At 66.6% G+C, this 13,367-nt stretch carries 14 protein-coding genes; 3 read left to right on the top strand and 11 right to left on the bottom strand.

Features of this window, described 5'->3' with window-relative positions:
- Positions 1–79 precede the first annotated feature (79 nt).
- The 3 genes from ACH2AT_RS03110 (at position 80) to ACH2AT_RS03120 (ending at position 3,273) form a co-directional block, all read left to right on the top strand.
- A complete protein-coding gene (locus ACH2AT_RS03110) occupies positions 80–775 on the top strand; it encodes a response regulator transcription factor (protein WP_394963532.1) in 696 nt (231 codons plus the stop codon).
- Positions 772–2,118: a sensor histidine kinase gene (locus ACH2AT_RS03115; RefSeq protein ID WP_394963534.1), complete on the top strand. Its 1,347-nt coding sequence runs from the start codon at positions 772–774 to the stop codon at positions 2,116–2,118. Before ACH2AT_RS03110 ends, ACH2AT_RS03115 begins: the two co-directional genes overlap by 4 nt.
- Before the next feature lie 132 nt (positions 2,119–2,250).
- Positions 2,251–3,273 (top strand): PepSY domain-containing protein, encoded by a 1,023-nt coding sequence (locus ACH2AT_RS03120; RefSeq protein WP_394963536.1) that lies wholly within the window; start codon positions 2,251–2,253, stop codon positions 3,271–3,273.
- A gap of 102 nt (positions 3,274–3,375) precedes the next feature.
- Here the strand turns inward: ACH2AT_RS03120 and mgsA are convergent, their stop codons facing one another.
- From mgsA to ACH2AT_RS03175, 11 genes are all read right to left on the bottom strand, one after another.
- Positions 3,376–3,780: a methylglyoxal synthase gene (gene mgsA, locus ACH2AT_RS03125; protein WP_177521873.1), complete on the bottom strand. Its 405-nt coding sequence runs from the start codon at positions 3,778–3,780 to the stop codon at positions 3,376–3,378.
- A gap of 91 nt (positions 3,781–3,871) precedes the next feature.
- Positions 3,872–4,648 carry an AAA family ATPase gene (locus ACH2AT_RS03130; protein ID WP_394963538.1) on the bottom strand — a complete coding sequence of 259 codons (777 nt, stop codon included), beginning with the start codon at positions 4,646–4,648 and terminating at the stop codon, positions 3,872–3,874.
- A gap of 125 nt (positions 4,649–4,773) precedes the next feature.
- The gene (locus tag ACH2AT_RS03135) at positions 4,774–6,864 is read right to left on the bottom strand and encodes a penicillin-binding transpeptidase domain-containing protein (RefSeq protein WP_394963539.1); all 2,091 of its coding nucleotides are present in this window, start codon (positions 6,862–6,864) and stop codon (positions 4,774–4,776) included.
- A 44-nt stretch (positions 6,865–6,908) separates the two neighbouring features.
- Complete coding sequence (gene mreD, locus ACH2AT_RS03140) at positions 6,909–7,433, bottom strand: rod shape-determining protein MreD (protein WP_394963540.1); 525 nt, start codon at positions 7,431–7,433, stop codon at positions 6,909–6,911.
- 12 nt (positions 7,434–7,445) lie between these two features.
- Entirely contained in the window at positions 7,446–8,288 is an 843-nt protein-coding gene (mreC, locus tag ACH2AT_RS03145) for a rod shape-determining protein MreC (RefSeq protein ID WP_394963541.1), read from the bottom strand.
- A 113-nt stretch (positions 8,289–8,401) separates the two neighbouring features.
- Positions 8,402–9,418, bottom strand: coding sequence for a rod shape-determining protein (locus tag ACH2AT_RS03150; protein WP_394963543.1), 1,017 nt, complete (start codon positions 9,416–9,418; stop codon positions 8,402–8,404).
- A 126-nt stretch (positions 9,419–9,544) separates the two neighbouring features.
- Positions 9,545–10,096 carry a Maf family protein gene (locus ACH2AT_RS03155; protein WP_394963545.1) on the bottom strand — a complete coding sequence of 184 codons (552 nt, stop codon included), beginning with the start codon at positions 10,094–10,096 and terminating at the stop codon, positions 9,545–9,547.
- Positions 10,097–10,120: 24 nt separating this feature from the next.
- A complete protein-coding gene (locus ACH2AT_RS03160) occupies positions 10,121–10,366 on the bottom strand; it encodes a DUF4321 domain-containing protein (protein ID WP_394963547.1) in 246 nt (81 codons plus the stop codon).
- A gap of 22 nt (positions 10,367–10,388) precedes the next feature.
- Positions 10,389–10,829 (bottom strand): dUTP diphosphatase, encoded by a 441-nt coding sequence (gene dut / locus ACH2AT_RS03165; protein ID WP_394963549.1) that lies wholly within the window; start codon positions 10,827–10,829, stop codon positions 10,389–10,391.
- On the bottom strand, positions 10,826–12,940 hold the full coding sequence (locus ACH2AT_RS03170) for a DUF3656 domain-containing protein (protein ID WP_394963551.1): 2,115 nt from the start codon (positions 12,938–12,940) through the stop codon (positions 10,826–10,828). Before ACH2AT_RS03170 ends, dut begins: the two co-directional genes overlap by 4 nt.
- Positions 12,937–13,281 (bottom strand): cell division protein ZapA, encoded by a 345-nt coding sequence (locus ACH2AT_RS03175; RefSeq protein ID WP_394963553.1) that lies wholly within the window; start codon positions 13,279–13,281, stop codon positions 12,937–12,939. Before ACH2AT_RS03175 ends, ACH2AT_RS03170 begins: the two co-directional genes overlap by 4 nt.
- Positions 13,282–13,367 lie beyond the last annotated feature (86 nt).

Genomic DNA, 13,367 nt, shown 5'->3' on the forward strand with positions numbered 1-13,367 from the left:
GCTTAGGCACGAGATGGAAGGAAAGCCGGACTGGCTGCACGGCTTTCCTGTCCAAATTTATTGTAATAGGAGTGGTCCCATGCGCATCCTCGTGGTGGAGGACACAAAGGACATGAACCGGCTCATCGTCAAGGCCCTGGCCAAGGCGGGCTACAGCGTGGACGGCTGCTTTGACGGCGAAGAGGCCCTGGACTATCTGGCCGGGGCGGAATACGACGGCATCGTGCTGGACGTGATGATGCCCAAAATGGACGGTCACCAGCTGCTGGCAAAGCTGCGGGCCCAGGGCAGCGACATCCCGGTGCTGTTCCTCACCGCCCGGGACTCGGTGGCCGACCGGGTGGAGGGGCTGGACCTGGGGGCGGACGACTATCTCGTGAAGCCCTTCGCCTTTGAAGAGCTGCTGGCCCGCATCCGGGCCATGACCCGCAAGCACGCGGGCAGCCGCACCGACACCTTGACGGTGGGGGACCTGGTGCTGGACACCCGGGGCCGCACCGCGTCCCGTGCCGGGCGGGACATCCCCCTGCTGCCCAAGGAGTACGCCATTCTGGAGCATCTTGTGCGTCACGCGGGCACGGTGCTCAGCCGGGAGCAGCTGGAAGACCGCATCTGGAACTATGAAAAGGCCGGCAGCTCCAACAACATCGACGGCTACATGAGCCGCCTGCGCAAGAAGATCGACGCGGACGTGCCCGAAGGCCGCCGCCTTCTGCACACGGTGCGGGGCTCCGGCTGGGTGCTGCGCGCCCCGAAGGAAGGAGGCGCGCCGTGAAGCTTCGCTCTGTCAAGACCCGCATCACCCTGCTCATCACCCTGCTGGTGGTGACGCTCTTTGCGCTGATGCTGCTGTTTGCCTTCAGCATGAGCAATTCGGTGGTGCAGCGCACCGCCCGCCAGCAGCTGGCGGACACGGTGCGGGCCAACGCCGCCCTGGTGACCTTCACCGACGGGCAGTTTGCCGCCGGCGAGGGCTTTTCCTTCTCCCGCGGGGGCGTTTCCTGCCTTGTATACAGCAAGGCCGAGGCACTGCTGGCGGGGCAGCTGCCGGTGGGTTTTTCCGAGACGGCGGCCTTTGAGAACGGGGCCCTGCGCACGGTGGAGACCGCCGGCGGCGAGTGGTATCTGCTGGACCTGTGGGTGGCCGACGGCTGGGAGAACGGCGTGTGGCTGCGGGGGCTCGAGGAGGTGCCGGACGCATCCTCCGCCGCCCGCAACCTGCTGCTGGCCGCGGCGGTGGCCCTGCCCCTCTTCGTGCTGGCGGGGGCGCTGGGCAGCTACTTCATCCTGCGCCGCTCGCTGCGGGGGCTGGACGCGGTGAACGCCGCGGCCGCCTCCATCGGCGAGGGCAGAGACCTTTCGCTGCGCATCGGGCATGTGCCCGGCGGCGAAGAACTGACACAGCTTGCTCAAAACTTCGACGGCCTGCTGGAGCGGCTGCAGCGCAGCTTTGAGGCAGAGCGCCGCTTCACCGCCGACGCCTCCCACGAGCTGCGCACGCCGGTGGCGGTCATCAAGAGTGCCTGCGAATACGGCAAGGCCTACGACGAGACCGAGGAGGAGCGGCGAGAGACGCTGGACACCATCCAGCGCCAGGCGGACAGGATGGCCGGGCTCATCGGCCAGCTGCTGGCCCTCACCCGGCTGGACCAGGGCACCGAGCCCCTGCGGCCCGCGCCCCTGGACCTGGGGCAGCTGGCCCGGCACGCGGTGGAAGAACAGAACTACGACCCTTCGCGGCTGCGCCTCGCGCTGGCAGAGGGGGTCGCCGTGCAGGGGGACGAGGCGCTGCTGGGGCGGCTGGTGGCGAACCTTGCGGACAACGCCTTCAAGTACGGCCTGCCCGGCGGCACGGTGACGGTGGAGGTGCGCGCCGAGGGCGGCGAAGCCCTTCTCACCGTGGCCGACGAGGGCCCCGGCATCCCCGCCGCCCAGCAGGAGAAGATCTGGCAGCGGTTTTATCAGGTGGACGCCGCCCGCAGCGATGAGCAGGAGGGCGTTGGCCTGGGCCTCTCGCTGGTGCAGCGCATCGCCCAGCTCCACGGCGGGCGCATGACGCTGGAAAGCGCCGAGGGCGCGCCCAGCGCTTTCACCCTGCACATGCCGCTGGCGCAATGACGTTCCGCCTCCCCGGCGCCGGGGAGGCGTTTTTTTTGAAAAAATTTTTGAGGATCGTTCGAAAATTTCATGTTCGCTTCATGTTGGGGGCCTATACTGGCATCAGAACAAAACAGGAAGGAGAATCCTCTGATGAAAAAATTGATCGCCGCGGCCCTTGCCGCCCTCACCGTTGCCCTCTTCACCGCCTGCGCCAACGACGGCCAGCTGGCCTACATCGGCGATGAGGCCGCCCGCGCCGCCGCCCTTACCGGGGCGGGGCTCTCCGCCGAAGCGGTGACCTTCCTTGGCACCGAACTGGCCAGCCGGGACGGCACGGAGTACTATCTGGTGTCCTTCACCTCCGGCGGCAGCCGCTACGAGAGCCAGGTGGACGCTTTGTCCGGCGTGGTCCTCCAGACCGAGAGCGCGCCCCTGGCCCAGAGCGCTTCCTCCCCCGCCGGAGGCTCCATCACCGCCGGGGACGCCAAGGCCAAGGCCCTGGCCCACGCGGGCCTTGCCGAGACCGACGTGACCTTCATCAAGGCCGAGCTGGACCGGGACGACGGCCGCCTTGTCTATGACGTGGAGTTCTACACCGCCGATCACAAGGAATACGACTACGAGATCGACGCGGCCACCGGCGAGGTGGTGAGCTTTGACTACGACGTGGAGCACTACGCGCCCCCCACCGCTGCCCAGAGCCCGGCGGCCATCGTGAACGACGGCTCCACCCTTTCCGCCGAGGACGCCAAGGCCAAAGCCCTGGCTCACGCGGGCCTTTCCTCCGACAACGTGACCTTCATCAAGGCCGAACTGGACCGGGACGACGGCCGCCTTGTCTACGACGTGGAGTTCTACACCGCCGATTACAAGGAGTACGACTACGAGATCGACGCGGCCACCGGCGAGGTAGTCAGCTACGACTACGACGCCGAGGACTACGCCCCGCCCGCCGCCTCCGGCGCCCTGAGCGCCGAGGACGCGAAAGCCCTGGCCCTGGCCCAGGTGCCCGGCGCCTCCGCCTCGGACATCCGGGAGTTTGAGATCGACCGGGACGACGGCCGCGTGGAATACGAGGGCAAGATCGTTTACGGCGGCATGGAGTATGAGTTCGAGATCGACGGCCACAGCGGCGCCATCCGCAATTGGGAGGCCGAGCCCCTCCACGACTGAAGCCAGCCGCCGGCCCGAAACCGCTCCGCATCAAAGCGCCCTAGCAGGCAGAAAGCGGCCCCCGGCAATGCCGGGGGCCGCTTTTATGGTTTTTGTGAAGGCTCAGCGCTTGGGGTTCACGATGCTGCGCCACTCCAGGTCGCCCCGCTCCAGGCCGTGGATGAGCACCTCGGCGGTGGCGATGTTGGTGGCCAGCGGGATGTTGCGCACGTCGCACAGGCGCAGCAGGTTCATCTCGTTGGGCTCGTGAGGTTTGGCGCTGATGGGGTCCCGGAAAAAGAGCAGCAGGTCGATCTCGTTGCAGGCGATGCGCGCCGCGATCTGCTGGTCGCCGCCCTGAACGCCCGCCAAAAAACACTGGATGGGCAGGCCGGTGGCCTCGCTGACCACCTTGCCGGTGGTGCCGGTGGCCACCAGCGTGTGCTGGCTGAGAATGCCGCAGTATGCGATGCAGAACTGGACCATCAGTTCTTTTTTTGTGTCGTGCGCGATCAACGCGATGTTCATGATGTTTCCTCCCCCCTGCTCTGTTTCCCAACGTTGTATATACGATGCTCATGGTGCAGATATAATTGAAAAGCCGGCTGCGGCGGCCTTGTCAGCCCCACACGGCAAGCGGCACCCGCTGGCCCAGAAGGCGGCGGGCAAGGTTGTCTACCGCGCGGAAAGCCAGTGTGTCGGCGGGCAGCGCCTGCCCCCTGGCGGCGCACAGCTGCAGCTGGCTGCTCTCGGGCACCACGGCGATCAGCTGGGCGGCCACCGTGTCGATGCACTCGTCCAGGTCCCGCACCGCACCGCCAAAGCTGGCGGGCCCCACCCGGTTCAACACCAGGCGCACCTGTTTGGCCCCCGCGGCAAAGGCTTCCTCCGCCGCGATGTGCCCGTCCCGCAGGGTGACAGGGTCCGGCGTGAGCACCAGCAGCACCGTTTCGCTCACCGAAAGGGCCGCCTTGAAGGGCGCGCCCAGGCCGGCGGCGGTGTCCACCAGCACCCAGTCGAAAACGGGCGCGAGTTTGTCCAGCAGTTTTTTGAGCGCCGCCGGCTGCACCGTGCCGCCCCACTCATAGGGCGCAGAAATCACCGACAGGCCCGGATAGAGCGGACTTGCCACAACGGCTTTTGCGCCTTCGCACCGGCCGCTGAGGACGTCGGCGATGTCGTAGACCGTTTTTCCATAGACGCCGGAAATGATGTCCACGCTGCGCAGGCCGGAATCCAGCTCAATGAGCAGCACTTTGGCCCCTGCGGCGGCCAGGCGCCCGCCCAGCAGCACCGAAAGGGTGCTTTTCCCGGTGCCCCCCTTTCCGGAAGCCACCATAACGATCTTTGCGCTCAAGCCCACGCCTCCCTGCCAGTCGGTTTCTGCCAGCTGCATATCGCCCCGGCTGGCGGGAACAGCACGCTCTTATTATCATAGTAGCACAAACCATCCCCGAGCGCAAGGGATGTTTTGTGAAGAAGGGACAAAAAAATCCGGGAAATGGCGTGTTTGCGCCATTTTCAGGGCAGAAGCTGGCCCGCCTCGGCGCTTTGCAGGTCGCCGGTCTTTTCGATGAAGTAGGCGTTGAAAATGTCCCGCACCACCGGCAGCAGGTTGGAGCCGCCGCCGCCGTACTCCATGATGGCGCCGATGGCGATCTGGGGGTCCTCCACCGGGCCGTAGGCGATGACCGCGCTGTTCAGGTAGGTCAGGCCCTTTTCCTTGTCGTAGTACTCGGCGCGCTGGGGGCTGCCGGTCTTGACGGCGATGGTCATGGGATAGTCCCGCAAAGCGCTGCTGTTCCTGGCAGCCCGGATCATGCCCTCTTCCACCGCGTCAAAGGCGCCGATGTTGTCCTCCACCTGGGCCACCACCTCCGGCTCGAAGCTCTCCACCACCTCGCCGGTGTTGGAATCGCGGTAGCTGGAGATGAAGTGGGTGCGGTAGCGGGTGCCGCCGTTGGCGATGGTGGCGGCGCAGGTGGTCAGCTGCACCGGGGTCACGGCGGTGTTGCCCTGGCCGATGGCCGCCATCAGCTCAAGGCCCAGGGTGAAGTTGTCGTCGTCCGGGTCGGTGGTGCGGCCGGTGTATTCCGACAGCTCCACCCCCGTCTCGGTGGCAAGGCCCAGCGTGCGGGCCATCTCGTTGAAGTTCTCGGCCCCTTCCCGGCGGCCCAGGTCGTAGAAATAGGTGTTGCAGCTGTAGCCCAGGGCGTCGTAAAGGTCAAGGCTGGCGCCGCCCACGTGGCCGATGCCCTCGCACCGGGGCCCGCCGCTGGTGACGTAGTAGTTGTAGCTGGACTGGGCGCCGCCGCAGCGGATGGGGGTGTCGGTGGGGGTGATGAGGCCCGAGAGCAGCCCCTCCAGCGCCACCGCCGGCTTGAAGGTGGAGCCCGGCGAATACAGGCCCCGCAGCGCCCGGTCCACCAGGGGGGTGTTGGGGTCGCTGGCGTACTGGGCGGCGTTGGTGCTGCGCAGGTTAAGGTCGTAGCTGGGGTAGTTGACGCAGGCCAGGATGCCGCCGGTCTTGACGTCGATGACCACCACCGCCCCGGCGCTGGCCTCCTTGCCCTTGTACTGCTCGGCGGTGGCCTGCAGGTTGAGGATCTGGTTTTCCAGCGCCTCATAGACTTTTTTCTGCAGGTCGGCGTTGATGGTGGTCACCATGGTCAGGCCCGGCTGGGGGTCCTGGATGACTTCGGTGGAGATGATGACGCCGTCCTTGTCGCGGGTGACCTGCTTGATGCCGTCCTCGCCCCGCAGCTTGTCCTCGCCCACCTGCTCCAGGCCCGCCTGGCCGATGGTGTCGTTCATGGCGTAGCCCTTTTCCTTCAGGGGATAGCTGACGTTGCCCTCTTCGTCGGTGACCTTCCAGTCCTCGGCGTAGATGGGGCCCACGTAGCCCAGAAGATGGGGGGCCAGGGTGCCGTCGGCATAGACGCGGTAGCTGGTCTCGGTGATGTCCGCGCCCTCGCTGGTGAGGCCCCGCTCCTTGACGGTGGCCACCGTGCGGCTGCTCACGTCCTCGGCGAGGGTGAAGTTGTTGTTGTCGCTGAACTCCTCCAGCTCCATCTGGTAGCGGATGCCGCCCAGGATGCGCTGCCACTCGGGGGAATAGTCCTCCAGCTCATAGCGCTCCACCACGGCGGCCATCACCTGATCGGCGGTGGCGTAGGGCTGTTTGACCAGGTTCTCTTTCAGGGCGTCCAGCCGGCTCTGGGCGCGGGAGTCGTCCTCGCCGGCGGTGAATTCATAATGGCCGTTTTCCGGCGCGCTGATGGGCATGGTGTCGTTCCACTCGTCGCCGCCGGCCTGCAGGATCTCCACCAGCTCCACCAGGGTCTCGTTCAGATCGCCGGTGAGCATCAGCTTGTTGATGACCAGGTTGTAGCCCGAGACGTTGGAGGCCATGGCCCGGCCGTATTCGTCCACGATCTCGCCCCGGGCGGCGGGGATGCTGAACAGGTAATTGCTCACCTGCTGGGCCTTTTCCAGCAGCTCCTCCCCCTGCACCAGCTGGAACTGCACCAGGCGCAGGATGAAGGCGCCCATCACCACGGCGGTGGCGGCGATCAGCGCGCCAAGGCGGCGGGCAAGGCTTTTTCGATCCATGGGCAGTTGCCTCCTTTGCGGCAGGGGAATGGAAAAAAAGCGGGTCAGTCGGGCAGGGCAAAGCGCCGGTTCACCCAGCGGGCGGCCCAGAGGCTGGCGGGGGAAAGGGCGGCGGTGAACACCGCGATGGGCAGCACCACCTCAAAATAGCGGGCCGCCGCCCCGGCGTAGCCGGGCATGGCATAGAAGAACAGAAAGTCCACGCCGGTGACCAGCACGGCGCAAACGCCGCTCACCAGCACGAAGTTCATGGAGTTGAGCCGCAGATAGAGGCTCACCAGAATGGCGGCGCCGAAGCACACGCAGAGCATGCCCAGGCCCAGCAGGCCGCCGGGGCGGCCTGCGGTGAAGTCCCACAGAAGGCCGCCCGCCGCGCCGAAGAAGGCGCCGGGATACTCGCCCTCGCACACCGCCACCGCAAGGCACAGCGGCAGGATAAACACCGGGCGTATCTCGCCCAGCACCAGAAAGCCCGGGGTGGTCTGAAGGGTGGCGGCCAGCATAAGCAGCACAAAGTAGCTGGCCCACTTGCCGGCCAGCATCAGATTGCGCTTGCTGCGTGAGGTCATGGCGCGTCCTCCTTACCCCTCGGAAGAATCATCGGTGACGATGAACACATGGGTCAGCTTGTTGATGTCCGCCCCCGGCTCCACCACCGCGATGGTGGAGGTGCCGCTCTCCTCGGGCACCAGCTCCAGGATGGCGCCCACCCGGATGTCGGCGGGGAACTCGCCCCCGAGGCCGGTGGTGATGACCTCGTCGCCCACCATGGCCAGGGTGTCGCGGGGGAGGTTTTCCAGCACGCACATGCCGTCGGCGGCGTAGTCCGCCGAGCCGTTCAGGTTGCCGCTGTCGCGGGTGCGGCTCACAAGGCAGGCCACATAGGAGCCGGGCTGCAGGATGGTCATCACCTTGCTGCTGGAAAGGTCCGCCTCCAGCACGCGGCCCACAAGGTAGCCCTGGTCGCTGACCACCACGTCCCCCTTTTCCACCCCGTTCAGGGTGCCCTGGTCGATGGTGAAGCCGCCGAAGCGGTCCAGCGGGTCGCGGCTGATGACGAAGGCCGAGGCGTACTGGAACTCGGGGTTTTCCTCCCGGATGTTGAGCAGGTCCCGGAAGGCCCTGTTTTCCGCCGCCAGCTGGTCATAGTCCACCAGCTGGTCCCGCAGTTCCTGGTTCTCCTGCTGCAGGGCCTCGTTCTCGGCGATGATCTGGTCGATGCGCGCGTATTTGTCCAAAAGGCCGTCCACCCCGCCGCCCAGCAGCTGAGCCGCCTTCTGGAAGGGGGTGAGCAGCGCGCCCAAGATCTCCTGGGGGGCGTTGGTCAGCCGGCCGTTGGCGCCGGCCCAGGCCATCATGCCCGCCAGCACCACCGCCACGGCCAGCAGGATCTTGAATTTTTTGGTGTGGAAAAAGTCGCGCATGGGCAAAACTCCTTGCGCCCCGTCCGTGCCGGGGCCTTCAATTCAAAAGCGGGCGGCGAAAGAACGCCGCCCGCGCACAGGTTTTCCGCCCGCGCCTCTTTTTTGCGCGGCGCTCAGAAATGGCTGGAATCCTCGTCCAGCACGTCGCTGAGGATGTCCAGATGGTCCAGCACCGCGCCGGCGCCCACGGCCACGCAGTCCAGGGGGTTCTCGGCCACATGCACGTCGATGCCGGTCTCCCGGTTGATCAGCTGGTCCAGCCCGCGCAGCAGCGCGCCGCCGCCGGTGAGCATGATGCCGTGGTCGATGATGTCCGCCGACAGCTCCGGCGGGGTGCGCTCCAGGGTCTCCTTGATGGCGTCGGTGATCTTCTGCAGGCTTTCTTCCAGGGCCTCCCGCACCTCTTCGGAGTGCACGGTGATGTTCTTGGGCAGGCCGTCCACCAGGTTGCGGCCCTTGATGTCCATGCTGGTCTCCTGGTCCAGCTCGAAGGCGGAGCCGATCTCGATCTTGATCTGCTCGGCGGTGCGCTCGCCGATGAGCAGGTTGTACTTGCGCTTGATGTAGGCGATGATGCTCTGGTCGAACTCGTCGCCGCCCACGCGCACGCTGCGGGAGGCCACGATGCCGCCCAGGCTGATCACGGCCACCTCGCTGGTGCCGCCGCCAATGTCCACCACCATGCTGCCGGAGGGCTCGCTGATGGGCAGGCCCGCGCCGATGGCCGCGGCCATGGGCTCTTCGATGACCCGCACCTGACGGGCGCCGGCCTTCAGGCTGGCCTCCTTCACGGCGCGGCGCTCCACCTCGGTCACGCCGGAGGGGATGCAGATGACCACCCGGGGGCGGAAGAACATGCTGTTGCCGCACACCTTCTTGATGAAGCGGCTGAGCATGGTGGCGGTGATGTCGAAGTCGGCGATGACGCCGTCCTTCAAAGGGCGCACCGCCACGATGCTGCCGGGGGTGCGGCCGATGACCGCCTTGGCCTCGTGGCCAACGCTGCGCACCTCGTCGTTTTTGATATCCACGGCCACCACGCTGGGCTCGCGCATGATGATGCCCTTGCCCCGCAGGTAGACAAGGGTATTGGCGGTGCCGAGGTCGATGCCGATGTCTTTGCTGAACATGTTGAATTACTCTCCTTTACACACTCTCTATGAACGTATATGATGCGATCCCGCAGATTTTTACTTTTATATTATAACCGCACGCCCTGTGTTTCTCAAGCGGCCGGGCGAAGTTTCGCATTTTGTTCAAAATTTTTGCAGAAGGCGGGCCAGACGGGAGACAGGAAGCCCCATAATGTTGTAGTAGCAGCCCTCGATCTCCTCGCAGAAGAGGGCCGCGGCCCCCTGGATGCCGTAGCCGCCGGCCTTGTCGTAAGGCTCACCGGTGGAGATGTAGGCCTCGATCTGCTCGTCGGAAAGCGCAAAAAAGCGCACCCGGGTGGTGGCGGTGAAGGTGTGGCTCTCCCCTTCGTGCCACACGCACACGCCGGTGTGGACGTAGTGGTCCGCCCCGGAAAGGGCTTTGAGCATGCGGCGGGCGTCCTCTTTGTCCCTGGGCTTGCCGAACACTTTGCCGCCGCAGTCCACCACGGTGTCGCAGCCGATGACGGTGTCTTCGGGGTATTCCCGGGCCACCACCATGCACTTGCCGAAGGCCAGGTTCTCGGCGGTCTGGCGGGGGTCGGCGGCGGTGAGGGCGCTCTCGTCAAAATCGCTTCCCACCACCTTGAAATCGGTGGTGATGAGGCTCAAGAGTTCTTTGCGCCGGGGGCTGGTGGAAGCAAGGATCAATGACATAACGAAACGCTCCTTCAGTTTATTTCAGATGCGGGTGCGGGTGTAGGCGAAAATGGCCAGGCTGATGGTGATGATCTGGGCCACGCTGATGCCCATGGTGAAGTTGAGGTCCAGTTTGACGACGGACAAATCCAGCACCGGGTGGAATCCGATGCTCTGGGAGAAGGCCAGCCAGGAAAGGCCGGGCGTGCCGGCGGCGAGGCTGGCGATCATGGCCCCCAGCAGGATGCCGGAGAGGATGAAAAAGCAGAGCAGCAATGTGCGTTTCACGGGCGTATCTTCCTTTCTTTTGTCACAGGCGGCCGGTGGAGCCGAAGCCCCCCTCGCCCCGCCGGGTCTCGTCCAGTTTTTCCGCGAAGGTGAAGGCGCAGCGGGCCACGGGCATCACCATCAGCTGGGCCACCCGCTCGCCGGGCTGGATGGTGCAGGGTGCGTCGGAGAGGTTCACCAGCCCCACCTGGATGGCGCCGCGGTAATCCGAGTCGATGACCCCCACCCCGTTGGAGAGGGTCAGCCCCCGCTTGACCGCAAGGCCGCTGCGGGCGCACACCAGCGCCACATACTCCGGCCCCGGCAGCTGGATGGCCACCCCGGTGGGCACCAGCGCCCGGCCCATGGGGGGCACGGTGAGGGGCGCGTCCAGCACAGCGAAAAGGTCCGCCGCCGCGGAGCCTGCCGTGGCGTATTCCGGGGCTTTCGCCCCCGGCAGCGTCAGGGTGTAGTTCACGTTCATCTCGTTTCATCCTTTCCGGCCCCGGGGGCACTGGGGGTCTTGAAGTAGAGCCCGCGGGTGAATTCCTCCGGCCAGCTCTCCCCTTTTTCCAGCGCCGCCAGCACCCGGGCGGCCTCGGCGGGCGTTTCCAGGGTGAACCAGGCAAGCGCTCCGTCCGCCGGGAGTTTTTTCAGCTTGTCCCCCATGTAAAGGGGCACGGGATTGTAAATTTGCCGCACTCCCCCGCCGCAGCGCACCGGGAAACGCCGGCGCTTGCGGTCGGTGAGCAGGCCCTGCCTGTTGCAGTGGGCGCAGTCGGTGACGTTTTGCAGCGGGCAGGCGCGGGTGATCATCAGCGGCAGGTGGCCGTACACGATGGCCCAGGTGGGCACGCCGGGGTCGATGGCCTCCATCTCAGCAAAGGGCGTCTCGGGGGAGACGGTGAGGGCCGAGAGGCCCAGGTCCTTCCAGCACAGGGCGGACAGGGGGTTGGCCACATTGAGGCCGAAGCCGCCATAGAGTTTCCAGCCCTTCGCCAGGGGCAGATGGCCGATGTTGTGGACCATCACCCCGGCAAAGCCCGCGTCCTTCGCCTCGGCCAGGGCCTTGGCGGTGGCGGCCTCCATGCCGCCGAACATCACCCGGGGGGCTTCCAGCACGGTTTTGGCCCGCAAGGCTTCCGGCGCCTCCCGCCAGCGCAAAAGGGGCAGGATGATGCCCGCGAGGTCCCCGGGCAGGGGCGCGGGCAGCTGCTCCGGCCCTTCAAAGCGGGCCCAGAGCTGTCTCGCGCCCAGGGCGTGCCGCCGCGCCGCGGGCAGGCGGGCGGGGGCGCAGCTCCAGGCTTTCGGCGCGCTGCGCAGGGCCAGAAGCCGCTCCAGCACGGCGCGGCGGGCGTCGTTCCAGGCGGAGGCGGGCAGGTAGCCCGGCTCGCCCTCAAAGTCCACGCTCTCGGAATAAAAAGGGGTGCCGCCGGTCTTGGCCAGCGCCTTTTCGATGGCGGGGCGCTGGTCCGCCCGGGCGGGCTCCATGGCCCCGGCCAGGGCCACTTCGGCCCGGCGGCCCGCGCCGTCGGCGGCGACCAAGGTGCAGCCGTTTTCGGCCACGGTGACCGTGAAGGCCACCGGCACCCGCTGGGCCTCCCGGCGGTAAAGCGCCCGGATGGCGGGCATGGCCGCCCTGCTGGCGGCGGTGTCCTCGGGGGTGCGCACGCCGAACATATCGCCGCTTATCCTGCCCTCGATGTAGCCGTTGGTGAAGCCGGAGCGGGAGAACACATCCTGCAGCTGCTGCTTGTCGAACGGCTCCCCCGCAAGGCTCTTGCGGCAGGCGTTGACGGCGGCGGCCACATACTCCGGCCCCCGCAGCCGGCCTTCAATTTTGACGCTGGCCACCCCGGCCCTGGCCAGGGCGGGCAGGCTGCCCACGGCGCACAGGTCCTTCAGGGACAGGTGGGCCGCACCGGAGCCGTCCGCCGCGAAGGGCAGCCGGCAGGGCCCGGCGCACTCGCCCCGGTTGCCGCTGCGCCCGCCCAGAAAGGCGCTCATGTAGCACTGGCCGGAAACGGACATGCACAGCGCCCCATGGACGAACACCTCGATCTCGATGGGGCTTTCCTTGGTGATGGCGGCGATCTCGGCAAGGCTCAGCTCCCGGGCCAGGATGGCCCGCTCGAAGCCCATTTCCGCCAGCTGCCGCACCCCGGACAGGGTGTGGACGGTGAGCTGGGTGGAGCCGTGGAGGGCAAGGCCGGGGGCCATCTGCCGCGCCAGGGCGGCGGTGGCCAGGTCCTGCACGATGAGGGCGTCCACCCCGGCCCCGGCGGCCATGCGGATGGTGCCGGCCAGAAGGCCCAGTTCGCCGGAAAAGGCGGTGGTATTCACCGCCGCGTGGACGCGCACGTCCCGCGCGTGGCAAAAGGCCACCGCCTCTTTCAGCTGCTGCTCATCAAAATTGCCGGCGGTGCGCCGGGCGCTGAACTGCCGAAGGCCCAGATACACCGCGTTTGCCCCGGCAAAGACGGCGGCCCGCAAAGCTTCGCCGTCCCCCGCCGGGGCCAGCACCTCCACCGAACGGCGAAGGCCGTATTTCTCTGCCAGGCCCGCGGCCCGGGCGGGGCCCGGCTGGCCGGTCACGGGCGGCTCTCCCGCAGGCGCTGCACTTCCCTTTGCAGCCGCTCCACCTCGCGGCGGGCCTGCTCGGCGGCCAGTTTCGCCTTGGCGGCGTCCTCCAGATAGTCCTTGATCTGGCTGCGCATGTTGTCGGCGCTGGAGGCGTTCTTCTGCAGTTCGTCCAGATAGCCCAGGGCCACCACCACGGCGCTGGCGGCCACGCTGGCCGAGGGGCTCTGGTTCATCAGTTCGTTCATGTCCCTGTCCAGCCGCTCGGCCAGGGACTGCACATATTCCTCAGGATCGGTGGTGGAGATCACATAATTGGACCCGCACACCGTCAGCTTCACTTTGTTCGCAGGCATGGTCTTCCCTCGCAATCGAATCTTCTTGTATGCAAAGCCGGGGCGCGCCCGGTTCTCTTTTATACGCTATTATAATATATTTCACC

The sequence above is a fragment of the Candidatus Allofournierella excrementigallinarum genome (assembly GCF_944388085.1).
In the GTDB taxonomy this organism is placed as follows: domain Bacteria; phylum Bacillota; class Clostridia; order Oscillospirales; family Ruminococcaceae; genus Allofournierella_A; species Allofournierella_A excrementigallinarum.